This window comes from Herbaspirillum sp. GW821-FHT09A12 (assembly GCF_059418325.1).
The window spans coordinates 448,738-471,874 of record NZ_JBWKPR010000002.1 but is presented as its reverse complement, the minus strand read 5'-3'; the positions used below and the strand labels follow the sequence as shown (position 1 = coordinate 471,874).

Here is a 23,137-nt window from a genome sequence, read left to right as displayed (position 1 = left end):
AAAATCAGCAACCACGGTCATCCGGGTCGTATCCGGAGGCTGTCTTATTTACCCTCACTGGAGATTACCTTGCTCATCGGTGCTGTACGGGTGGCCTTGCGTCGCCCCTATACCTTTGTTGTCATGGCGTTGATGTTGCTCATCGTCGGCCCGATTGTGGCCATGCGTACCCCAACCGACATCTTTCCCGAAATACGCATGCCGGTCATCGCGGTGGCATGGCAATACACGGGACTGCCGGCAGACCAGATGTCGGGCCGCATCTCGACCCTGTTCCAGCGCGTGCTGACCACCGCCGTCAATGACATCGAGCATATCGAGGCCAATACCTATCCCGGCATCAGCGTGGTCAAGATCTTCTTCCAGCCGGGCGTCAATATCGCCGTGGCCAATGCCCAGGTGACCGCCGTGTCGCAGACCTTGTTGCGCCAGATGCCGGCGGGCATCACGCCGCCGCTGATCCTGAACTACAACGCGGCTACCGTGCCGATCCTGCAACTGGCGCTGTCAGGCAAAGGACTCTCCGAGCAACAGTTGTTCGACCTGGGCATGAACACGGTGCGCACGCCCCTGACCACGGTGGCCGGCGCCGCCATCCCCCTGCCCTACGGCGGCAAGCAGCGCCAGGTCCAGGTGGATGTCAATCCGGCGGCCCTGCAGGCGCGCGGCTTGTCTTCGCAAGACGTGGCCAATGCGCTGGCGGCGCAAAACGTGCTCATTCCTGTGGGCACCCAAAAGATCGACAACCTGGAATACACCATCCAGGTCAACAGCGCCCCATCGGCCATCGACGATCTTGGCAAGCTGCCCATCCGGGTGGTCAACGGCACCACGATCTACCTGCGCGACGTCGCCGATGTCCACGACGGCAATGCCCCGCAGACCAATATCGTGCACGTCGACGGCGGCCGCTCGGTGCTGATGACGGTGCTCAAGAATGGATCCGCATCGACGGTGGCCATCGTCGATGGCGTGCGCGCCAAGCTGGCGGAACTGAAATCGGCCTTGCCGGATACGCTCAACGTGCTTCCGATCAACGACCAGTCGGTGTTCGTGCGGGCAGCCATCAAGGGCGTAGCCTTTGAAGGCGCGATTGCGGCCGCCCTTACCAGCGTCATGATCCTGCTGTTCCTTGGCAGCTGGCGCTCGACCGTCATCATCGCGGTGTCCATTCCGCTGTCGATTCTCGGCGCCATCATTGCTCTGGCCGCCACCGGCGAAACCCTCAACCTGATGACCCTCGGCGGACTGGCGCTGGCGGTGGGCATCCTGGTCGACGACGCGACGGTGACCATCGAAAACATCAACTGGCACCTGGAGCAAGGCAAGCAAGTCGAGACTGCGATCATGGACGGCGCCCGCCAGATCGTCACCCCGGCGTTCGTCTCGCTGCTGTGCATCTGCATCGTCTTCATCCCGATGTTTTTCCTGGAGGGCGTGTCGCGCTTCCTGTTCGTGCCGATGGCCGAAGCGGTGATCTTTGCCATGATCTGCTCCTTCATCCTGTCGCGCACGCTGGTGCCGACCATGGCCAACTATCTGTTGCGCGCGCATGCCGGGCATGGCCATCACCAGGCGCCGTCGCGCAACCCGCTGGTGCGCTTCCAGCGCGGTTTCGAGGCGCGCTTTGAACAGCTGCGCAGCGGCTATCGGGGAGTGCTGCTGCGCGCCCTGTCCAACCGGCCGCGTTTTATCGCCGGCTTCGCGGCGGTAGTGGCGGCGTCGTTTTTGCTGGTGCCGTTCATCGGCAGCAATTTCTTCCCGTCGGTCGATTCGGGCCAGATCCTGATGCATGCCCGCGTCCCCGTCGGTACTCGGGTGGAAGAGACTGCGGTACGCTTCAGCCGCATCGAGCAAGTCGTGCGGCGCGTCATCCCGGCCGAAGAAATCACCACCATGGTCGACAACATCGGCCTGCCCGGCAGCAGCATCAATCTGACCTACAACAACACCGGCGTCATGGGTTCACAGGATGGCGATTTCCAGATTGCCCTGCGCGAAGGGCATCGCCCAACGGCGGAGTACGTACGCCGGCTGCGCGAGGTGTTGCCGCGCGAATTCCCCGACACCACCTTCTCGTTCCCGCCGGCGGACATCGTCAGCCAGATCCTGAACTTTGGAGCGCCGGCCCCCATCGACGTGCAGGTGCGCGGCAATGCCATCGAAGCCAACTACGCCTACGCCCAGCAACTCCTTAAGCGCATCCGCGCCGTGCCGGGTGTGGCCGATGCGCGTATCCAGCAATCCAACAAGGCGCCGGTGATCAACGTCAACCTCGATCGTACCCAGGCCCAACTGCTGGGCATGACCACGCGCGACGTCACCAGCAACATGGTGGTCAACCTCGCGGGCAGCAGCCAGGTGGCGCCAACCTTCTGGCTCAATCCGGCCAATGGCGTGAGTTACCCCATTGTGATGCAAACGCCACAGCACCAGCTCGATTCGCTGGCCGCGCTGTCCAACCTGCCCATCGGCGCTCCTGGCACCCCCGGCCTGACGACCGTAGGGGGCATTGCCAGCCTGGAGCGCACTAACGGCAGCGCACTGATCAGCCAGTACGACGTGCAGCCCATGGTGCAAATCCATGCCACGACGCAAGGACGCGACCTGGGCGCCGTGGCGGTGGATATCCGCAAGATCATCGACGAGACGCGCGCCGACGTGCCCAAGGGATCGTCGGTGCAGATGCTGGGACAAGTGCGCACCATGGAGCGCGCCTTCTCGGGGCTCATGTTCGGCCTGTTGGGCGCGGTGGCATTGATCTACATGCTGATTGTGATCAATTTCCAGTCGTGGCTCGATCCCGCAGTCATCGTCTCGGCGCTGCCGGCAGCGCTGGCGGGCATCGTGTGGATGCTGTTTGCCACCAATACCACCCTGTCGGTGCCGGCGTTGACAGGCGCGATCATGTGCATGGGCGTGGCCACGGCCAACAGCGTACTGGTGATCAGCTTTGCCCGGGAGCGGCTCGACGAACTTGGCGACGCCACCGCGGCGGCGCTGGAAGCCGGTTTCGTGCGCTTCCGCCCGGTCCTCATGACGGCGCTGGCGATGATCATCGGCATGCTGCCCATGGCGCTGGGCCTGGGTGAAGGCGGCGAGCAGAACGCGCCGCTGGGGCGCGCCGTGATCGGCGGCTTGATCTTCGCCACCATTGCCACGCTGGTCTTCGTCCCGGTGCTGTTCAGCCTCGCGCATCGCCACCATGGCCGCCGTACCTCTCCTACCCCGTTGCAACCCATTTCCGGAGTTCCTCAACATGCAAGTTAAATCCCCATCCAAGCGCGGCAACCGAATCCTGGGCATCGGGCTGCTGTGCGCGGCGGCCATGGTAGTCGCCGCCGGCCTGGTAAGCCGTCACCTGCAGGCGGAGCAGTTGAACGAAAATGCCGCGGTACAGGCCATGCCGACGGTAGCCCTGATCTCTCCGGCCGATATTTCCGGTTCCTCCATCGAATTGCCGGCGCGCATCGAAGCATGGGCGCGTGCGCCGATCTATGCGCGGGTTCCCGGCTATTTGAAGGATTGGAAGGCCGATATCGGCGCCCCGGTCAAGTCCGGACAGCTACTGGCCGACATCGAAACGCCGGACCTCGACCAGCAACTGCTGCAAGCCAAAGCCGAGCTGGCGACCGCGCGCAGCAATGTCGAACTGGCCGCCAGTACGGCGCAGCGCTGGCAAGCGCTGCTCAAGTCGGATTCGGTTTCGCGCCAGGAGGCTGACGAAAAGAGCGGCGACCTCGCCGCCAAGCAATCCGCCGTCAACGCCATGCAAGCCAATGTCGAGCGGATCACGGCCCTCAAGCGCTATACGCGCCTGACTGCGCCATTCGATGGCATTGTCACGGCGCGCAACACGGATGTAGGCGCCCTGATCAATGTCGGCGGCGCGCCGGGGTCGGAATTGTTCGTGGTTTCGGACATCCGCCGCCTGCGCGTTTATGTCAATGTGCCGCAACGGCAGGTGGCGCAATTCAAGCCGGGCGTGCAGGCGCAGCTGACGCTGCCTGAGCAGCCGGGCAAAGCGTTCGAGGCGGTGGTGCGCTCAAGCGCCGGGGCCATCGCCAGCGCATCGGGGACCATGCTGGTGCAACTGAGCGTGGACAACCCGGATGGCCAGTTGCTGCCGGGCGGCTATGCCACGCTGCGCCTGCCTGCCGCCGGCGACAGCGCTACCCTCAGCGTGCCGCCGGCGGCCGTGATCCTGGGGCGCAGCGGACCGCAAGTCGCCATCCTGGGGCCCCAGGACACGGTCGTGCTCAAGAAGGTCAACATCGTGCGCGACATGGGCAATGCCATCGAGCTGGCCGGCATCGGTCGCGACGAACGCATCATCAACAGCCCGCCGGATGGCTTGGCCAATGGCGACCGCGTGCGCATCGCCGCGCAAGACAGTCCGGCAAAGGCTCCCCAATGAGGCCGCCAACCCCGCGCGCAGCGCTGCTGGCAAGCCTCATCCTGGCCGGTTGCGCGCAAGTGCCGACAACCAGCTTGCCCGAGATACCGACCGCGGCGGCATTCAAGGAAACGCCTACCGCTGCCGGCGGGAGCATGCCGGTTTCCTTGTCCATGTCGAATTGGTGGACCATCTACGGCGACGCCGAACTCGACCGGCTTGAAGCCGGATTGCTGGCCAACAGCCCCGACCTGGCCAGCGCCCTGGCGCGTTATCGCCAGGCCAGGGCAGCCACTGACCTCGTGCGTTCGGCGCAATCCCCGACACTCAATGCCGGCGCCAATGTCCAGCGCAACCGACAATCGGCCCTGCGTCCCTTGCGGGGCGCCAGCTCGCCTGACGAGTACAACAGCGCCACTTTGGGTGTCGATTTTTCCTATGAAGTCGACCTTTGGGGGCGAATCGCCCGCCAGGTAGATGCAGGCGTTGCGCGCGAACAGGCCGCGCAGGCAGACCTGGCCTGGGCCAGGTTGTCGCTGCAGGTCCAGCTTGCCGACACCCTATTCGCCTTGCGCGGACTGGATAACGAGCTCCAGCTCATTAGCGAGACCGAATCTGCCTACCGCGACGCCTGGGCGCTGATCATGCGCCGTCACGGCGAAGGCATCGCATCCGGCCTGGACCTGGCGCGCGCCCGGGCGCAGCTGGAATCCACCCGTTCCCAGTTGCGGCAGAGCCAGGCGCAACGCGCCCTGCTGGAACACGCCCTGGCGGCGCTGATCGGCGAAAGCGCCTCGTCATTTTCGCTCGCTCCGCGAACGCGGATCTCGCCTGTGACGGTGCCCGACATCCCTGCCTCGGTGCCCTCTACCCTGTTGCAGCGCCGTCCGGATATCGTCGCTGCGCAAATGCGCGTCGTCGCGGCAGGCGCCACCGTGGGGGCCGCCAAGTCGGCATTCTTCCCCTCGCTCGCGCTGGGGGCGCAAGCCGGCTGGCAAAGCAGCGACCTGGCGCGCTTTGCCCAAATGCCTAACCTGTATTGGGCCATAGGTCCCAGCCTGGCCATGAGCCTGTTCGATGGCGGACGGCGCCGTGCCCAAGTGGCGCAAGCCGAAGGCGCGCTGGATGAAGCGGGCCAGCAATATCGTACGGTGGTGCTTGGCGCATTCGCGCAGGTCGAAGACCAGTTGGCACTGCTGACCCGCTATGGCGAAGCTGCGCATGCAGAGAAATTGGCCGCCGCCGCTTCCGGCGACGCGCTGCGCCATGCCGATACCCGCTACCGGCAAGGCGCGGCAAGCTATCTGGAAGTGGTGACCGCCCAGACCGCCCACCTGCAGTCTCGACGCAGCGAACTGCAGATGGAAACACGCCAGTTGCGCGCATCGGTGCAATTGGTGCGCGCACTGGGCGGCGGCTGGCGGCCAGAGCTTGCGCCTGGCGCAGACTCCTGAATCAGCATCGATGATCAGCTTCGATGATCAGCATCCATGGATTGCCATCCCGGTTGGATGGCAATCCATGCAAGCATTCCCCATCATTCCCAATCCAATGCGCCCTTTTTCCATTCGAAGGCAAGCCCGATGGTCAGGATGCCCAGGAAGATCATTGCCGCGACAAAACCAACGGTTCCAATTTCATCCAGCGCCAAGGCCCAGGGCACAAGGAACGCAACCTCGATGTCGAAAAGAATGAAAAGAATCGCGACCAGGTAAAAACGGACATCGAATTTGATGCGGGCGTCTTCAAACGCCTCGAATCCGCATTCGTAAGGAGAGGTCTTCTGAGGATCAGGCTTGTTCGGCCCCAACATCTTCCCCAGTACTTGAGGCGCGACACCGACCAGAAGGCCGACAATAATGAACATCAATACGGGGAAGTAGTTTTCGAGATCCATAGCGTTTCGTGATGGGAATGCCTCCGCAAGCGCATGGCGGCATCATTGCCGCCGGCTCGATGGAAGGATTTTTATGTCGAGGGGAATAGTACGCATGGACATCGACCATCAGCCGAAAGTTGCAATCATCGTCACGCTGCTTATTAAAGATGGGATTGGTTTGCTGAAACTATCCGACGATTTCATCGAACCAGCCAAGATAATTTCCAGAAGATCTGCGACGAAGCCGCATTAGCCCGGCCATTCCCCAGGCCATATGGCTCTCATCTCAAGCCCGGGGCCGTCCCCGTCAGGCCACCAATTGCAGGAACTGCCTGCTGCGCTCATGGCGCGGCGTACTGAAGAAGGCTTCGGCCGTGCCCTGCTCCACGATGCGGCCGGCATCCATGAATATCACCCGGTCCGCCACCGCCCGCGCAAAGCCCATCTCGTGCGTCACGCACAGCATGGTCATGCCGTCGGCGGCCAGCCTGGCCATCGCGTCCAGTACTTCCTTGACCATTTCGGGGTCGAGCGCGGAGGTCGGTTCATCGAACAGCATCACGCGCGGATTCAGGCACAGCGAACGCGCGATCGCCACCCGCTGCTGCTGTCCGCCCGACAACTGGGACGGATACTTGCCGCGCTGCTCCAGCACCCGCACCTGGGCCAGGAAGTGGTCAGCCACCTCTTCCGCAGCGGCGCGCTGCATGCCACGCGTGCGCTGCAGCGCCAGGGTGCAATTGCGCAGCACCGTCAGATGCGGAAACAGGTTGAAGTTCTGGAACACCATGCCGATATCGGCGCGTGCGGCACTCCCCGCGACTACCGCTTCGCCATGGACGCGGATCTCGCCCTGCTGATGGCGTTCCAATTGGTTGATGCAACGGATCAGCGTGGACTTCCCCGAACCCGAGGGGCCGCAGATCGTTACGTGCTCACCCGGGGCGACGCTGAAATGGATATCGTCGAGCGCCAGAAATTCGCCATACCACTTGCGCAACCCCGTGATCTCGACGGCCGCGGGCGTTGTGGCCTGCGTTATAGCCTGTACCATGCCGGCGCCTGTCATTGGCCGGCGGCGCCGGCCCTGGGGCGGAAGGGATGGCCCAGCGCCCAGGGATCCGGAATCCGGTCGTTCAGGTAATACTGGCCCAGCGTGACGTACTTCCAGCGCACGCCGTCATGCAGCGTGTGGGTGCGCGCATTGCGCCAGTGGCGATCCAGATTCAGGCTGCCCAGCGTGGAGTGCGTGCCGACCAGTTCGAACAGCTTGTTGCTGGCGTATAACGCGATCTCGGTAGACAGGATCTTGGCGTCGATCACCGCGATCAGTCCACGTTCGATGGCCGGCTGGTCCTGCTCGGCACGGGCGATGTCGACCAAGCCGGCGGCCTTCTCGGCGATCGCCAGCGCGGCGTTGTAACGCAAGTTCAACAGGCCGACCTCGCGCAGCGTCAGCGTGTCTTCCACCGCATTCTTGACGCCGCTGCCGCGTGCCGGGTTGGCGCCAGTCTTCAGGTGGCCGATGGTGTCGCGGATGGCGCGCCGGGCGATGCCCAGGTCGATCGCCACATGGATCAACTGGGAAACCGAACTGGTGGTATCCAACCCGGCCACCTGCGCCGCACTGGGAAAGGCCGTGATGGCGTCCACCCGCACGTTGTCGAACACCACCGTGCCGCTGGCCGTGGTGCGCTGGCCAAAGCCATCCCAGTCGTCGATGACCGAGATGCCCTGGCTATGGCGCGGCGCATAGGCGACCCAGCCGCGCCCGTCCTGGTCCACCGCCGAGACCGGAATCCATTGCGAAAACAGCGCGCCGGTGGAATACACCTTGCGGCCATGGATGCGATAGCCGCCGTCTTCGGCCCGGATCGAGGTCGCGTATTCATTGGGACGCTTGTCGCCGGGCTCGGCGGTGGCATTGCCCAGGCGGTCGCCCGCCAGGAAATACGGATAGAAGAAATCCTTCTGCGCCGGCGTGCCGTGGATGCGCAGCCGTTCCAGGATCGCGAAATGGTTCTGCGGAATCTGCGCCAGCGCCGGATCGGCGTCGGCCAGTTCGATGAAGACCTGCAGCAGTGTCGGCACCGCGATATCCGGCCCGCCATGGTCGCGCGGCACGGTAAGGCTGGCCAGGCCCCGCGCCGAGAAGTCGCCCAGCAGATCCCATGGCAACAGGCGGTTGGCATCGCGCTCCGATGCGGCGATGTCGGCTTGCCGCGCAAATTCGATGGCAACCGCGACAGCCTCCTGGTCGGAGCGGACGATATGGGCGTTGGCGAAGGCGGGTTTGATCATGGTGAAATAAAGTATCAAGTCAAAAATGAAGTGCGGACTGCGCCTGGCGAATACCCGATGCCGCCACCTGGCGCTCGGCCAGGCCGGCCAGCGCATTGAGCGCCGCGCACAGGAGGAAATACGCCAGCGCCAGGATGGCGAACACCTGCAGCGGCTGGACGATCAGCAAACTGTTGAGCTGGCCGGCGGCGAACGTCAGTTCCGGCGTACTGATGATGTAGGCCACCGAGGTGTCCTTGACGATCGAGCTGACCTTCAGGATCAGGCTGGGCGCCATCATGGACACCGCCTGCGGCAAGATCACGCTGAACATCAGCGTCCAGTAGCCCAGCCCCAGGGTATGGGCGGCTTCGCGCTGGCCGCGCGGGATGGCCTCGATGCCGCCGCGCAGGATCTCTGCCACGTAGGCGCCCTGGTAGATCACCAGGGCCGCGGTCATGACGGCGAAACCGTTGACCGGGCGCTTGATCAGCAGCGGCAGCCCGAAGTAGATCCAGAAAACGAACATCAACAGCGGAATGCCCCGGATCAGGTCGCTGGCCCTGCCCGCCCAAGCGCGTAGCCAGGCGCGCCGGCTGACCAGCGCCAGCGCGAACAGCAGCGACGCCGGGACGGTCAGCGCGATGGCCAGCGCCGCCATCAGGAAAGTCATCGCCAGCCCGCCCAGCGGCCCTTGCGGATACTGGCCGACCAGCAGCAGCAACCAATGCTCGCGCACGATCTCGATCATGCCGGCGCCACCCGGTTCAGATGCGCGCCCAGCCAAGCGAACAAACGGATCAGCAGCCACGACAGCACGATGTAGATGACGCTGATGGCGCCGAACACTTCGAAAGTGCGGAAGCTGTTGTTATTGATGTATTGGCCGACCTTGGCCAGGTCCGAGACGCCAATGGCGGCCGCCAGGCTGGTGGCCTTGAAGAACAGCACCGCCTGGCTGGAGATCGCCGGCCAGGCGGCGCGCAGCGCCTGCGGGGCGATCACGAAACGGAAACGGTCCAGCGAACCGAGGCCCAGCGCCTGCGCCGCCTCCAGCTGGCCGCGCGCTACCGAACGCACGCCGGCGCGCAAGTCTTCGCTGAGATAGGCGCCGAAGCACGCACTCAGCGCGGCGGCGGCGAAGAAGAACTCGCTGGAACGGCCGTTGATCCAGTCGGCCACGGCCGCCGGCAGCAGCTCGGGCGCGCCGAAATACCAGAACAGCAGTTGCACCACCATCGGCACGTTGCGGTGAACCATCACGAACAGGTCTACCGCCAGCCGGCACGGCGCCGACGGCAGCAGGCGCAGCCCCGTCAGCAACAACGCCAATAGACTGCCGGCCACGATGAAGCTCGCCGTCAGCGCCAGCGTAACGCCGGCGCCGCCGAGAATCATGCGCCCATAAGGGGCCAGCAGTTCAAGCAGGTCTTGCATCAGGCTAATCGCTCCGGCCGTGTCAACCCAACTGCGGTGGACGCCCGGCCTTCTCGACCGGAATCGGCTCCACCTTGAAGCTGCGCTGCAGATGGAACTCGCTGTCCTTGCCCAGCCAGCGGTCGAAGATTTGCTGCAGCCGGCCGCTCTTCTCGATCTGCAGCAAGGCCTGATTGACGGCGTTGAGCAGTCGCGTCTCGCCCTTGCGCACGCCGATGCCGTTGTACTCGATCAGCACCGGCTCGTCCGACAGGATCTTGATCTCGCCCGGCTTGCCGACCGTCGCCGCGCTCAGCTTGCGCAGCATCGATTCGGTGATGGCGATGCCCACGGCCTTGTTCTGGTTGACCGCCAGGAAGGATTGCGGCACGTCCTCGAAATTGAGCAGCTCGACCTCCGGTACCACCTTCTGCAAGGCCTGGCCCGAGGTTGATCCGGACTGCGTGGCGATACGCTTGCCCTTCAGCTCGGCCAGCTTGTCGATGCCCTTGTCCTTGCGCACGCCGACCACCATCTTGTTGACGACGTAGGCGTAGCTGTAGTCGACCTGGCGGGCACGGTCTTCCGACCAGCCCAGCGTGGAAACGATGATGTCGAAACTGCCCTGGTTCAGCTCCGGGATGCGCGCCGGCCCCGAGACCAGCTTGAAGTCGGCCGTCACGCCGAGCTGCTCGGCCACGGCGCGGCAGACGTCGATATCGTAGCCCACGGTTTGCCGGGTCTTGGGATCCTGGAAGCTGAATGCGGGCACCACGCCGATGGTGCCGCAGGTGATGCGGCCGGCCGCCTTGATCTTGTCAAGCTGGTCGGCGCGGGCCGGCGCGGAACAGACCAGAGCCGCGAAGGCCAGTAACAGTGCGGCGCGCATGGGGATGCGCAGGGAGATACGGTCAATCATGTGGCGAGGTTCCTGTGCAGATGGAGAAGAGAGCCGGCTTGCGCCATCACGACATCACGCCGGCGTGGCCAGCGTGGCATGGAATGCAGCGATCCTGGCAATGGCTTGCCTGACGAGTTCGGCCCCCGGCGCAAAGGAAAGCCGGAAGTGTCCGGGATAGCCGAAGTCGCTGCCCGGCACCACCGCCACGCCTGCCTCCGCCAGCAGGGCCGAGGCGTAAGCGTTGTCATCGTGCAGGTGCGCGCCGCCGGCGCTGGTCTTGCCCAGCGCCGCGGCACAGGACGGAAACAGCAGGAAGGTGGCTTCGGGGGTATGCGCATGCAAATCGGGAATGGCGTTGATGGCGGCGACCGATTCGTCGCGCAGGACACGCAGTTCGGCGATTTCCCCGGCGCTGGCGCGCCCGCCACCGATCAGCGCGGCGACTGCGCCGGCTTGCGCAATGGGGCTGGGCGGGCCGCTGATGTGCGTGCTCACGGCGGACATGGCGCGGATCGCCAGGCTCGGCCCGGCCGCGAAACCAAGCCGCCAGCCGTTCATCGAATAGCCCTTGGAAAAACCGTTGACGATGATCGTGCGCGGCGCCAGCGACGGCACCGCCAGTTGCAGCGAAACCTTGCGCGACGGCGCGTAGGCCAGGTTCTCGAAGATCTCGTCGATGATGATCCAGATATCGGGATGCGCTTCCAATACCGATCCCAGCGCCTGCCATTCGGCTTCGCCGTACACGGTTCCGGCCGGGTTGTTCGGATTGCTGAAGAACACCGCACGCGTGTTCGGCGTGATGGCCTGGCGCAAGGCCTCGGCCTGCAGCACGAAGCCCTCCTCGGCGCGGGCCTGCGGCGTCACTGCCACCGCACCGGCCAACTTGGCCAGTTCGATGTGGGCGTTGTAATACGGGGCCGGCACCACCACTTCGTCGCCCGGCTCAATCAGCGCCAAGAAGGCCGCGGTCATCAGCGGCTTGCTGCCGTTGGCGACGATGATCTGCTCTTCGCTGAAATCGAGCCCGTTCTCGCGCAAGAATTTGTCGCGCAGCGCCTGCTTCAATGCCCGCGTACCTTCTGCGCCCGCATAACGGGTGGCGCGGCGCGTGATGACGTCGATTGCCGCCTGGTTGACGGCGTCGGCCGTGCGTGTGTAGGGTTCGGCCGCAGCCAGCGAAATGATTTCCTCGCCTCTGCCGCGACACGCATCGGCCGCATTCAGGAAGGCGACCGTGCCTGCCGGCGCCAAGGCGTTAAACCGTCCGGATAACTGAGTCATAAGAATGGCGACAGGCGCACAATCGCATGCGCCGCCGTGGGCGCGGCCTGTCTTGGTAGATTGCAAGTGATGAGATCAGGCAATGTACCGCGAAGGGACTGGGGATGTATCCGAATATTTCCGGATAACTTTTTTACCATCTTGCCTAAGGAGGCGGGCGCATATGCTCAGGCGAAAACAGCGCAAAGGCATCGTTGGCGCCCCCCCTGTTATTCACTTATTCACTTGCCGCCGGTGACATCGAGGAATGTGCCGGTGATGAAGGAAGCCTCGGCGCTTGCCAGCCACAGGATCGCCCGCGCGACCTCTTCCGGCTGGCCGCCCCGTCCCATCGGGATCGAGTCCTTGACGCGATCCACCCGTCCCGGCTCGCCGCCGCTGGCGTGCATCTCGGTGTAGATATGCCCGGGGCGGATGCAGTTCACGCGTATCCCCTCCCGCGCGACTTCCTTGGCGAAACCGGTCGTGAATGTCTCAACGGCGCCCTTGGAGGCGGCGTAGTCGACATATTCGTTGGGGCTGCCGAGCCGGGCCGATGCCGACGAGATGTTGATCACCACACCGCCCCGCCCGTTGTGACGATGGGACATGCGCTTGGCCGCCTGCTGTGCGCAGAGGATGGGGCCGAGCGCGTTGACCGCGAAGATGCGCTGCATCCGCTCGAACCCGAGATCCTCCAGGCGGGACTGCCGCGCCAGTATCGAGGCATTGTTGACCAGCACATCGATCCGGCCGAACTTGCTGTCGATGGCGGCGAATAGCCGGGCGACCTGCTCCGGATCGGCGCTGTCGGCGCGCATGGCCAAGGCCCGGCGCCCGGCGGCCTCGACATCGGCAGCCACCGCGAGCGCGGCCGCTTCGTTGGCGACGAAGCTGATCGCCACATCGTAACCTTGTGCGGCGGCAAGCCGCGCAGTGGCCGCGCCTATGCCGCGGCCTCCCCCCGTGATCAGGATCAGCGGCGCTTGCGAGACGGTATCCATTGGCGAATCTCCATGTGATGATGAAATAAAAAAATTAATAGACCAGCGGCCGGGCGATCGCGGCGACCATCAACCGATATCAACCGATGACGAGCGTGCCGATGGCAATCACCGTGCATGCCAGCATCTTGCGCACAGTCAGCGCCTCGCCCAGGAAAAAATAACCGATCAGCGCCGCAAACAGCACGCTGGTTTCGCGCAATGCCGATACCGCGCCCATGGGCGCGCCGGACATGGCGTAGATGACGATTCCATAGGCCAGGAGGGAGACCAGGCCACCGATGAAGGCCATGCCGAATCCGGGCCGGATGGTCAACAAACTGTCCGCGCCGCGCAGGGCGATGTAGACCGGCGGCATCATGATGCCCCACAGCGCGCACATCCATACCGTGTAGGCCATCGGGGCGCCGGACAGGCGCGCGCCGATGCCGTCTATCACGCTGTAGGCGGCAATGAAGCATCCGGTTCCCAGCGCATATGGCAGGCTCGGGACCGCAAGCCTGCGCCCCTTGAAGGCCAGGGAAACAATGCCGCCCGACACCAGGACAATGCCCAGCAGCGCCGCTATCCCTACCCGCTCCCCGGCGAAAACCGATGCGGCGACAGTGATCAGGATGGGAGATGAACCGCGCGAAATCGGATAGGTTTGACCGAGCTCTCCAACCTGGTAGCTCCTGACGAGGAACAGGTTATAGCCGACATGCAGCGCCGCCGACAGCACGGCATATATCCAGCTGGCTTTGGCCGGAGGCGGCAAGAACAAGGCGATGGCGACGCTGGCAAGCGCTACCGCCAGGCACATGACCGTCATCGACCACAGCCTGTCGGCCCCGCCGCGCAGGAGCGCATTCCAGCTTGCATGCAGCAGCGCCGCAAAAAGCACCAGTAAGACGATGTGAAAAGGCATGCGCCATCCTAAGCAAACCGGCGCCTTGGTTAAAGCGAAGTCTCCTCATTGAAGAATGAATAAATCCTCATGCATCATCGATAGCTTTGCTGGGCCTTGCCGGACTCCGCCAGCAGCCAGTTGCGAAAGCTGGCGATGTGGGGCTGCGATTCGATCCCTTTCGGGCAGACGAAATAGTAGGCCACGGGAGAGGCGAACGGCACCTCGAACAACCTGACCAGGCTGCCGTTGCCGATCTCGGTTTCGACATGCCCGCTGCGGGCCAATGCGATGCCCTGGCCCAGCAGTGCCGCCTCGATCGTCATGTTGGTGTCGGCGAACCTGACGCTCTCCTTGAGCGCGGAAATGCCGATGCCCACTTGCTGGAACCAGAGCGCCCATTTCGGCACCAGATCGGCGCCGCCACGCGTAAGCAGCGGATAGCGCAACAATTCGGCCGGTTCGCGCGGCGCGCCAAGGCGGTTCAGGAGATCGGGGCTGGCAACCGGGAACACCTGTTCCCGGAACATGAATTCCGAGTACAGGCTGGGATAATGTCCATTGCCCAGGCGGATCGCAACGTCCGAATCCGCGCTGGAAAAATTGATGGCCTTGTCGGTGGTTTCCAGCGTGACCAGGATTTCCGGATGCTGCCGGGACAGGTCCGGCAACCTCGGCAGCAGCCATTTCAGCGCGAAGGAATAGGTCGTGCTGACTTTAAGCCGGACCCTGCCCTGTTGCTCCCGCAGGTCGGCCAGCGCGCCCTCCAGGTTCATGAAGAACTCGCGCACGATCGGCGCCAGCGCCGCCCCGGCGGGCGTCAGGCTCAATGACTTTCCCCGCTGGAACAACTGCAATCCCCAGATTTCCTCGAGATTCTTCAGTTGATGGCTGACAGCGCTTTGGGTGACATGTAATTCTTCCGAAGCGGAAGTGAAAGTCGCGTGCCGTGTCGCAACCTCAAAGGCGCGCAATGTGGCGGTAGGAGGCAAATCTCTCATGGCGGGGTCTCTCGGTGAGCATTGTAAAAAATGCCGTTTATGAGTGAAGGCTCATGATAGAGCATTCTGGCCGCTCGCCGTGCAAGGCCGGTTTCCTGATGCCTTTATTTATTCCATGGTTGCCCGCTCATTCGGAAAGCGCATAAGCTCAGGCGAAAACAGCGCAAAGGCATAGTGATATCTGCCTTACCATCATCTCCCCGGCCGGCGCGCATGCCAGTCCATCTCCCCGCTTTTGCGCGATTGAGAGATAGCGGCAGTCCAAGAACATCATCCATTGCCCCATGACCGTACCCCATTCCCAACTCGCGCTCGGCGCCTTCCTGATGCAGACCGGCCACCACATCGCCGGCTGGCGCCACCCCGATGCACAGGCTGATGCCGGCAGTAATTTCGCCCACTACGCCAGCCTGGCCAGGCTGGCCGAAGACGCAAAATTCGACGCCATCTTCATCTCCGATTCGGTGGGCGTGCGCAACCGCAACCTGCCCTCGCTGTCGCGCACCGCGCGCGCCGACCAGTTCGAACCGCTGACGCTGCTCTCGGCGCTGGCGGCGGTGACCGAACGCATCGGCCTGATCGCCACGGCCTCCACCTCGTTCAACGAACCCTATAACGTGGCCCGCAAGTTCGCCTCGCTGGAGCAGATCAGCGGTGGGCGCGCCGGCTGGAACCTGGTGACCTCGAGCGGCGATGGCGAGGCCGAGAACTTCAACCTCGAGCAACACATCGACCACGCGCAGCGCTACGAGCGCGCGGCGGAATTCCACCAGGTGGTGACCGGCCTGTGGGACAGCTGGGAAGATGACGCCTTCGTGCGGGACAAGGACAGCGGCCTGTACTTCCATCCGGAAAAGCTGCACGTGCTGAACCACAAGGGCAAGCATTTCTCGGTACGCGGCCCGCTCAACGTCTCGCGTTCGCCGCAGGGACAGCCGGTGATCGTCCAGGCCGGCGCCTCTGAGGCCGGCCGCGACCTGGCGGCGCGCACCGCCGAGGTGGTGTTCGTGGCGCACCAGACCTTCGACGAGGCGCAGGGCTTCTATGCCGACATCAAGGAGCGCGCCGCGGCCTACGGGCGCGCGCCGGAGGCCATCAGGATCATGCCGGGCATCTTCCCGGTCGTGGCGCCCACGCGCACCGAGGCCGAAGAGAAATTCCAGTACCTGCAGGAACTGATCCCCACCGTGGTCGGCGTGGCGCTGCTGTCGCAGATGGTCAGCTTCGACCTGTCGCCCTATCCGGTCGACGGCCCGCTGCCGGAGCTGCCGCCGACCAACGGCGCCCGCAGCCGCCAGCAATTGATGGTCGACCTGGCGCGGCGCGAGGGCTTGAGCATCCGCCAGACCTACTTGCGCATCGCCGGCGCGCGCGGCCACTTGCAGGTGGTCGGCACGCCCGCCGATATCGCCGACCTGATGGAATCCTGGTTCAGGCATGGCGGCGCCGACGGCTTCAACATCATGTCGTGGGCGCATCCTGCCGGGCTGACCGACTTCATCGCGCTGGTGCTGCCGGAGTTGCGCCGGCGCGGCCTGTTCCGTACCGAATACGCAGGACGAACGTTGCGCGAGCATCTGGGGCTGCGGCGCCCTGCCCATCCGGCGGCAGCGGGATGAGCCGATGAGAAATCCAGGCGGAGCCTGATTCGTGGAATTCGCACGGGCGATCCTCGAAGACCGGCATTCCTGACATTCCGCTGGACCGGCCGGTCCTCCATCAAGCGCGGCTTCTCCGGTTACACGGCGCCATCACCGGAGGGGAAATACCGGCGGATAGCGTCCAGCACGGAAAGCTTGAGAACGATGTCATCCGCTTTCCGTCCACGACCGGGCACATAAAGCCCTTTGGCAGTGAACCGGTCGATTTGGCTGGCCAGCCGCGCAGGAAAATCCGGCGCGAACACTTTCGGATCGATGGCGACGACAAATAGCCCGACACCCGGGGATGCCGCTCCTTGTTCAAAGGATGGCGCATCGATGGACCAATTTGCGCCCGTCACGCCGGCGGCGAGGACTTCCACCAGCAGCGCGATATTGGCGCCCCGGGCGCCGCCGAACGTCAACAGCATCCCCGTCAAGGCATCCTGGGCGTTTGTCGTGGCAATACCCCGTTGATCCACGGCCCAGCCATCGGGAATGGGCTCCCCACGGGATGCAGCGTCCCGAACGTTCACGAAGGCCGTCGCACTGGACGCCTGGTCGATAACCAGGGGTGATCCGTTGGCAACCGGTGCGCCGAAGGAGAACGGATTGGTGCCGAAAACCGGCTGGCGGGATGCCATCGTCGTCACCAGCGCAGGCCCATTCGATACCGCGATGCTGACCAGATCCGCCCCGGCAAGCCGCCGGGTGTAGTAGCCAAGCTCGCCGGCCGTATAGCTATTGGATTGCGAGAACAACGCCACGCCATATTGTCTGGCACGATCAAGCAGCTGGTCAAAACACAAATCGAAACCCAATTGGGCAATGCCATTTTTTGCGTCGGCGCGGATCGTGGCGGCCGTTGGAAAGTCGATATCCGGCTGGGTATCGCAGGAAATACGGCCGCTGGCAAAACCTTCAAGGTAATCCGGCAAGTGAGCAAAACCGACTGCCGGGCGGCCGGCAACCTCGGCCGCGACAGTCGCATTGGCCAATGATGCGGCTATCTTTTCATTCGCGCCGGCAGACATGGCCGCCTTACGGGCGAGTCCCTTCGCTTCTTCCACATTGAGTCTCATGATCTCCCAGTATTTTTTTAAGCCCGGCCGGGCCGCCATACTGGAGCTTACCTTCGATCCGAACAGTGGGGCAATCGATGCCATCTCCCGGCTCAGCCGGTCGAACCATTGTTCGATGTCGATAGCGCGCAAAAACATATCCACATCGCCGGCAAAGATTTTCCTCATATACAACTGCGAAATGCTTCGTTCCAGGCTGGAATGATGCGCCGTAATATCGGCGCATCCAATCGGTCAATACCTGTCATGACAGGTTGATATCAAGCCGAACCAGCCATCAGGAAACATCATGTCCGTCTTCGAAATCATCGCGCCCTCGCCGGTGCCGCTGTATGTTCAGGTCAAGGACAGGCTGCGCGAACGCATCCTCGACGGCACCTATGCCGCCCACGCGCAATTGCCGTCGGAGAGCGAACTGGGCGCCGTCTTTGGCGTGAGCCGCATCACCGTGCGCCAGGCCTTGTCGGACCTGCAGCGCGAAGGGGTGATCTTCAAGATCGCCGGCAAGGGCACCTTCGTGGCCAAGAAAAAGGCGGCGCAGGAACTGACGCGCCTGGAAGGCTTCGCCGAGGCGATGACCCGCAAGGGCTACGAGATCTACAACCGCGTGATCGGCCACCGCCCCCTGCCGGCCACGCCGGAAGTGGCCCAACGCCTGGGCGTGGAGCCTGGAACCGCGGTAGCCGAGATCCGCCGCATCCGCCATCTCAACCGCGAACCGGTGTCGCTGGAGATCACCTACCTGCCGGAGGAGCTGGGCGAGCACCTGCGCAACGAAGACCTGGGCAACCGCGACATCTTCCTGATCTTCGAGAACGACTTCGGCATCCCGCTGGGCCATGCCGACCTGCAGATCGGCGCGGTGGTGGCCGACGGCAAGCTGGCCGAAGCACTGCAAGTGAGCGAAGGCACTGCCCTGCTGCGCATCGAGCGCCTGACCCATACAGCCGACGGCAAGCCGTTCGACTTCGAATACCTCTACTTCCGCGGCGAAACCTTCCAGTACCACCTGCGCATATCGCGCCGGCCGGAAAGCGCCGTCTGACCTGACAGAAAGGAAACGCCATGCAAACGCATGTCCAGACAGTCGACGTCCTGGTGATCGGCGGCGGCACCGCCGGACCAATGGCCGCGGCCAAGGCCAAGGAGGCCAACCCGCAATTGCGCGTACTGTTGCTCGAGAAGGCCAACGTCAAGCGCAGCGGCGCCATCTCGATGGGCATGGATGGCCTCAACAACGCCATCGTCCCCGGCTTCGCCACGCCCGAGCAGTATGTGAAGGAAATCACCATCGCCAATGACGGCATCGTCAACCAGAAGGCGGTGATGGCCTATGCGCAGAACAGCTTCTCGATGATCGAGGAGCTGGATCGCTGGGGCGTGAAGTTCGAGAAGGACGAAACCGGCGACTATGCCATGCGCAAGGTGCACCACATGGGCACCTATGTGCTGCCGATGCCCGAGGGCCATGACATCAAGAAGGTGCTGTACCGGCGCTTGAAACGCGCCCGGGTGGAGATCACCAACCGGCTGGTAGCCACGCGCCTGCTCACGGCCGGCGACGGCAGCATCGCCGGCGCCATGGCCTTCGACTGCCGCACCGGCGACTTCCATGTGGTGCGCGCCAAGACCGTGGTGCTGTCCACCGGCGCGGCCGGACGCCTGGGCCTGCCGGCTTCCGGCTACCTGTTCGGCACCTACGAGAACCCGACCAACGCCGGCGACGGCTACAGCATGGCCTACCATGCCGGCGCCGAGCTGTCGGGCATCGAATGCTTCCAGATCAATCCCCTGATCAAGGACTACAACGGCCCGGCCTGCGCCTACGTCACCGGGCCCTTCGGCGGTTTCACCACCAACAGCCACGGCGAGCGCTTCATCGAATGCGATTACTGGAGCGGCCAGATGATGCAGGAGTTCTACAACGAACTGCAGGGCGGCAGCGGCCCGGTGTTCCTCAAGCTGAACCACCTGGCCGAGGAAACCATCAGCATCATCGAGACCATCCTGCACACCAACGAGCGGCCCAGCCGCGGCCGTTTCCATGCCGGGCGCGGCACCGACTACCGCGCGCAGATGGTGGAGATGCACATCTCCGAGATCGGCCTGTGCAGCGGCCACTCAGCCTCGGGCGTGTGGGTCAACGAGCATGCCGAGACCACCGTGCCCGGCCTGTATGCAGCCGGCGACCTGGCCTGCGTGCCGCATAACTACATGCTGGGCGCCTTCGTCTACGGCCGCCTGGCCGGCGAAAGCGCGGCCCGTTATTGCGAGGAAAAACCATTGGCCGAGGTCGACCAGCAGCAGGTCGCTGCCGAGCGCGAACGCGTCTGGGCGCCGCTGGCGCGCCAGGATGGCCTGCCGCCCAACCAGGTCGAGTACAAGCTGCGCCGCATGGTCAACGACTACCTGCAGCCGCCCAAGGTCACGCGCAAGATGGAGATCGGCCTGCAGCGCTTCGACGCCATCCATGAAGACCTGCATCGCCTGCAGGCGCGCAACCCGCACGAGCTGATGCGCGCCATGGAAGTCCACGCCATCCGCGACTGCGCCGAGATGGCCGCGCGCGCCTCGCTGTACCGCACCGAAAGCCGCTGGGGCCTGTACCACAACCGGGTCGACTATCCGGAGCGCAACGACGCCGAATGGATGGTACATACGCAACTGCAGAAGCAGGACGGCCGCATGGTCAGCTTCAAGCGCGCCATCGATCCCTACATCGTGCCGCTGGACGATGCGGAAAAATCGGCCTACCGGCACCTGCGCGTGAAGAAAGAACCAGAACCGGCCGCCGCCTGATCCATGTGAGGACAACCCAATGCCAACCGCCTTTTCCATCACCAACGTCCCCGTCACGATCGACCAAGACAAGTGCATCGCCGACAAGGGATGCACGGTCTGCGTCGATGTCTGCCCGCTCGACGTGCTCGCCATCGACTTCGACAAAGGTCGTGCCTACATGAAGTTCGACGAGTGCTGGTATTGCATGCCCTGTGAGAAGGACTGTCCCACCGGGGCAGTCCATGTCGACATACCGTACCTGCTGCGCTGACCACATAGCCTGCGGGACATCACTTTGGGGAAAACCATGCAATTGCGCAACACCATCACGACCACGCTGTTCGGCCTGACGTTGCTGGCCGCCGCCTCGGCCGGCGCCGAGACCATCCGCATCGCCATCGGCACGCAGGACACCACGATCAACTGCGCCACCGGCGGCCTGCTGATTCGGGAATTGAAACTGCTGGAGAAATACCTGCCGCATGACGGCAAGTACAAGGATGCGCAGTACGACATCCAGTGGAAGAACTTTACCTCGGGCGCGCCGCTGACCAACGAGATGGTCGCCGGCAAGCTCGACATCGGCGCGATGGCCGACTTCCCCGGCTCGTTCAACGGCGCCGCCTTCCAGAAGGCCGGCAAGAAGAGCCTGTTCATTACCGTGCTGTCGGGCAGCACTACCGGCAGCGGCAACGGCATCGTGGTGCCCAAGGGCTCGGCCGTGCAGTCGCTGACCGAACTGAAGGGCAAGACCATCTCGGTGCCGTTCGCCTCCACCGCCCACGGCATGCTGCTGCGTGCGGTCAAGGACCAGGGCTGGGATCCCGAGAAGGACGTCAACATCATCACCCAGGCGCCTGAAGTGGCCGGTTCCGCCCTGCAGAGCAACAAGATCGAGGCGCATGCGGACTTCGTGCCGTTCGCTGAACTGTTCCCGCATCGCGGTTTCGCACGCAAGATCTTCGACGGCTCGCAAGCCAACACCCCGACCTTCCACGGCAGCCTGGTCGACGCCGACTACGCGAAGAAGTATCCCGAGATCGTCGTGGCCTACCTGCGCGCGGCCATCGAGGCCAACCGCCTCATCGCCGCCGAGCCTGAAAAGTACAGTGAACTGATCGAAAAGGTCACCGGCATCGAGGCCGAAGTCAACTACCTGTTCCACGGCCCGCTCGGCCTGCAGACGCGCGACTTCACCTGGAAGCCGGAATACCGCCAGGCGGTCAAGACCTCGATCGATACGCTCAAGGCCATGAAGCGCACCGATACCGAGCTCGATCCGAATACTTTCGTCGACGACGAATACATCAAGGCCGCCTTCAGGCAATCCGGGCTGGACTACGAGGCGCAGCTGAAGAATTACGCCAAGTCGCCCTTGAACGCCAGGGATGCGCTGACCGGCAAGGCCATCGCCGATCCCAAGCGCGTCGGCCAGATCTGGGTGCAGAGCGAACCGCTGGTGCGCCACTACGCGACGCTGGAATCGGCGCTGGCCGAAACGCGCAAGCTGGAGCAGTCCGGCAAGAAGATCCGCACCGTCTATGCGCATGACCGCGACACCGGCCTGAAGTTGCTGGCCGCCGACGCTTGGTACGTGCAGGGCAAGGGCGAAACCAGCGCCTTCCTGTTGAAGAGTTCGGCCGAGGCATGGGCGAAGAAGAACAGCGGCAAGGTGCTGGACTTCAACGCCGCCAAGGCCGGCGCCGTCTGAGGCCGCGCCTTCTTTGCTTCACCACGACAAGGAAGCTGTTCATGACCCTGAGTTCATCATTGCCGGCGCAGGACGGCGCGCAAGCGTCCGCCCCGGCAGCGGCCGGCCCCGCGGCCCGGCCCGGGCAATGGCCCCGCCTTGCCCTGCGTATCGCGTCGGTGGCCGTTTGCCTGTTGCTATGGCAATGGGCATCGCAACACCGGGTGAACCTGGGCCTGATCACTTTCCAGAACGTCCCGGCGCCGCGCGAGGTGCTGGCGGCCGCCTGGGCGCTGGCGCAGTCGCCCAGGCTGCTGTCGCACCTGTCGGCCAGCCTGGCGCGGGTCTTCATCGGTTTCGCGGTGGCCGCCGCGACCGGCATCCTGCTGGGCATGCTGATCGGCCGGTTGCGCTGGCTGTCGGACGTGCTGCTGCCGCCGCTGGAATTGCTGCGGCCGATCCCGGCAGTGGCCTGGATTCCGTTGGCGATCCTGATGTTCCCGTCGTCGGAAATCTCGATGATCTACATCACCTTCATCGGCGCCCTGTTCCCCATCCTGCTCAACACCATCCACGGCGTGGAAGGCGTCGACCCGCGCCTGATCGCCTCGGCCCGCAGCCTGGGCAGCGGCCGCGGCGCGGTGTTCACCCAGGTGATCCTGCCGGCGGCGGCTCCCAGCATCGTCACCGGGCTGTCGATCGGCATGGGCACCGCCTGGTTCTGCCTGGTGACCGCCGAGATGATCGCCGGCCAGTTCGGCATCGGCTATTACACCTGGGCCGCCTACACCATCCAGAACTATGCCGACATCGTGGTCGGCATGATGTTCATCGGCATCCTCGGCATGGGCAGCAGCGCCGCGATCAGGCAAATCGGCCACTTGCTGATGCCCTGGTACCGGCTGCAAAGGTAAAGCA

Annotated in this window: 21 protein-coding genes; 10 read left to right on the top strand and 11 right to left on the bottom strand. The window is 64.0% G+C overall.

The window, feature by feature from the left end:
* Nucleotides 1–69 precede the first annotated feature (69 nt).
* Genes AC07N6_RS07245 through AC07N6_RS07235 form a run of 3 tightly spaced genes read left to right on the top strand, consistent with a single transcriptional unit; the run spans nt 70 to nt 5,850 of the window.
* Nucleotides 70–3,270, top strand: a complete 3,201-nt coding sequence (locus tag AC07N6_RS07245) for an efflux RND transporter permease subunit (protein ID WP_494779633.1) — start codon at nt 70–72, stop codon at nt 3,268–3,270.
* Complete coding sequence (locus AC07N6_RS07240) at nt 3,260–4,417, top strand: efflux RND transporter periplasmic adaptor subunit (RefSeq protein WP_494779632.1); 1,158 nt, start codon at nt 3,260–3,262, stop codon at nt 4,415–4,417. The genes AC07N6_RS07245 and AC07N6_RS07240 overlap by 11 nt, the downstream gene beginning before the upstream one ends.
* On the top strand, nt 4,414–5,850 hold the full coding sequence (locus tag AC07N6_RS07235) for an efflux transporter outer membrane subunit (protein WP_494779631.1): 1,437 nt from the start codon (nt 4,414–4,416) through the stop codon (nt 5,848–5,850). Before AC07N6_RS07240 ends, AC07N6_RS07235 begins: the two co-directional genes overlap by 4 nt.
* Before the next feature lie 83 nt (nt 5,851–5,933).
* Here AC07N6_RS07235 and AC07N6_RS07230 read toward each other — a convergent pair whose 3' ends face one another.
* Nucleotides 5,934–6,293: an NADH-quinone oxidoreductase subunit A gene (locus AC07N6_RS07230; RefSeq protein WP_494779630.1), complete on the bottom strand. Its 360-nt coding sequence runs from the start codon at nt 6,291–6,293 to the stop codon at nt 5,934–5,936.
* A gap of 94 nt (nt 6,294–6,387) precedes the next feature.
* Between AC07N6_RS07230 and AC07N6_RS07225 the strand changes: the two genes are divergently transcribed.
* Nucleotides 6,388–6,528, top strand: coding sequence for a hypothetical protein (locus tag AC07N6_RS07225; protein WP_494779629.1), 141 nt, complete (start codon nt 6,388–6,390; stop codon nt 6,526–6,528).
* A 54-nt stretch (nt 6,529–6,582) separates the two neighbouring features.
* On the opposite strand, the gene AC07N6_RS07220 is transcribed toward AC07N6_RS07225, so the two are convergent.
* The 9 genes from AC07N6_RS07220 to gcvA all read right to left on the bottom strand — a co-directional run bounded on the left by AC07N6_RS07220 (nt 6,583) and on the right by gcvA (nt 15,026).
* Nucleotides 6,583–7,329, bottom strand: a complete 747-nt coding sequence (locus AC07N6_RS07220; protein WP_494779628.1) for an amino acid ABC transporter ATP-binding protein — start codon at nt 7,327–7,329, stop codon at nt 6,583–6,585.
* An 11-nt stretch (nt 7,330–7,340) separates the two neighbouring features.
* The gene (locus AC07N6_RS07215) at nt 7,341–8,576 is read right to left on the bottom strand and encodes an SfnB family sulfur acquisition oxidoreductase (RefSeq protein WP_494779627.1); all 1,236 of its coding nucleotides are present in this window, start codon (nt 8,574–8,576) and stop codon (nt 7,341–7,343) included.
* A 19-nt stretch (nt 8,577–8,595) separates the two neighbouring features.
* On the bottom strand, nt 8,596–9,306 hold the full coding sequence (locus AC07N6_RS07210) for an amino acid ABC transporter permease (RefSeq protein ID WP_494779626.1): 711 nt from the start codon (nt 9,304–9,306) through the stop codon (nt 8,596–8,598).
* Entirely contained in the window at nt 9,303–9,992 is a 690-nt protein-coding gene (locus tag AC07N6_RS07205; protein WP_494779625.1) for an amino acid ABC transporter permease, read from the bottom strand. The genes AC07N6_RS07210 and AC07N6_RS07205 overlap by 4 nt, the downstream gene beginning before the upstream one ends.
* Nucleotides 9,993–10,014: 22 nt before the next feature.
* Entirely contained in the window at nt 10,015–10,890 is an 876-nt protein-coding gene (locus AC07N6_RS07200; protein WP_494779624.1) for a transporter substrate-binding domain-containing protein, read from the bottom strand.
* Between the two features lie 54 nt (nt 10,891–10,944).
* Nucleotides 10,945–12,156, bottom strand: a complete 1,212-nt coding sequence (locus tag AC07N6_RS07195) for an aminotransferase class I/II-fold pyridoxal phosphate-dependent enzyme (protein ID WP_494779623.1) — start codon at nt 12,154–12,156, stop codon at nt 10,945–10,947.
* 221 nt (nt 12,157–12,377) lie between these two features.
* Nucleotides 12,378–13,139, bottom strand: coding sequence for an SDR family oxidoreductase (locus AC07N6_RS07190; protein WP_494779622.1), 762 nt, complete (start codon nt 13,137–13,139; stop codon nt 12,378–12,380).
* A gap of 79 nt (nt 13,140–13,218) precedes the next feature.
* Nucleotides 13,219–14,046 (bottom strand): EamA family transporter, encoded by an 828-nt coding sequence (locus tag AC07N6_RS07185; protein WP_494779621.1) that lies wholly within the window; start codon nt 14,044–14,046, stop codon nt 13,219–13,221.
* A gap of 74 nt (nt 14,047–14,120) precedes the next feature.
* Nucleotides 14,121–15,026 carry a transcriptional regulator GcvA gene (gene gcvA / locus AC07N6_RS07180; protein ID WP_494779620.1) on the bottom strand — a complete coding sequence of 302 codons (906 nt, stop codon included), beginning with the start codon at nt 15,024–15,026 and terminating at the stop codon, nt 14,121–14,123.
* Nucleotides 15,027–15,310: 284 nt separating this feature from the next.
* On the opposite strand from gcvA, the gene AC07N6_RS07175 reads away from it, so the two are divergent.
* Entirely contained in the window at nt 15,311–16,645 is a 1,335-nt protein-coding gene (locus tag AC07N6_RS07175; RefSeq protein ID WP_494779619.1) for an LLM class flavin-dependent oxidoreductase, read from the top strand.
* Nucleotides 16,646–16,764: 119 nt separating this feature from the next.
* Here AC07N6_RS07175 and AC07N6_RS07170 read toward each other — a convergent pair whose 3' ends face one another.
* Nucleotides 16,765–17,916 (bottom strand): Ldh family oxidoreductase, encoded by a 1,152-nt coding sequence (locus AC07N6_RS07170; protein ID WP_494779618.1) that lies wholly within the window; start codon nt 17,914–17,916, stop codon nt 16,765–16,767.
* A 121-nt stretch (nt 17,917–18,037) separates the two neighbouring features.
* Here AC07N6_RS07170 and AC07N6_RS07165 point away from each other — a divergent pair, with 121 nt between their 5' ends.
* The 5 genes from AC07N6_RS07165 to AC07N6_RS07145 are packed head-to-tail and all read left to right on the top strand — an operon-like array spanning nt 18,038 to nt 23,133.
* Nucleotides 18,038–18,793, top strand: a complete 756-nt coding sequence (locus AC07N6_RS07165) for a GntR family transcriptional regulator (RefSeq protein WP_494779617.1) — start codon at nt 18,038–18,040, stop codon at nt 18,791–18,793.
* Between the two features lie 20 nt (nt 18,794–18,813).
* The gene (locus AC07N6_RS07160) at nt 18,814–20,547 is read left to right on the top strand and encodes a fumarate reductase/succinate dehydrogenase flavoprotein subunit (protein WP_494779616.1); all 1,734 of its coding nucleotides are present in this window, start codon (nt 18,814–18,816) and stop codon (nt 20,545–20,547) included.
* 19 nt (nt 20,548–20,566) lie between these two features.
* Nucleotides 20,567–20,800: a 4Fe-4S dicluster domain-containing protein gene (locus AC07N6_RS07155; protein WP_494779615.1), complete on the top strand. Its 234-nt coding sequence runs from the start codon at nt 20,567–20,569 to the stop codon at nt 20,798–20,800.
* A gap of 36 nt (nt 20,801–20,836) precedes the next feature.
* On the top strand, nt 20,837–22,240 hold the full coding sequence (locus AC07N6_RS07150) for an ABC transporter substrate-binding protein (protein WP_494779614.1): 1,404 nt from the start codon (nt 20,837–20,839) through the stop codon (nt 22,238–22,240).
* Between the two features lie 41 nt (nt 22,241–22,281).
* On the top strand, nt 22,282–23,133 hold the full coding sequence (locus AC07N6_RS07145; RefSeq protein WP_494779613.1) for an ABC transporter permease: 852 nt from the start codon (nt 22,282–22,284) through the stop codon (nt 23,131–23,133).
* Nucleotides 23,134–23,137: the final 4 nt, after the last annotated feature.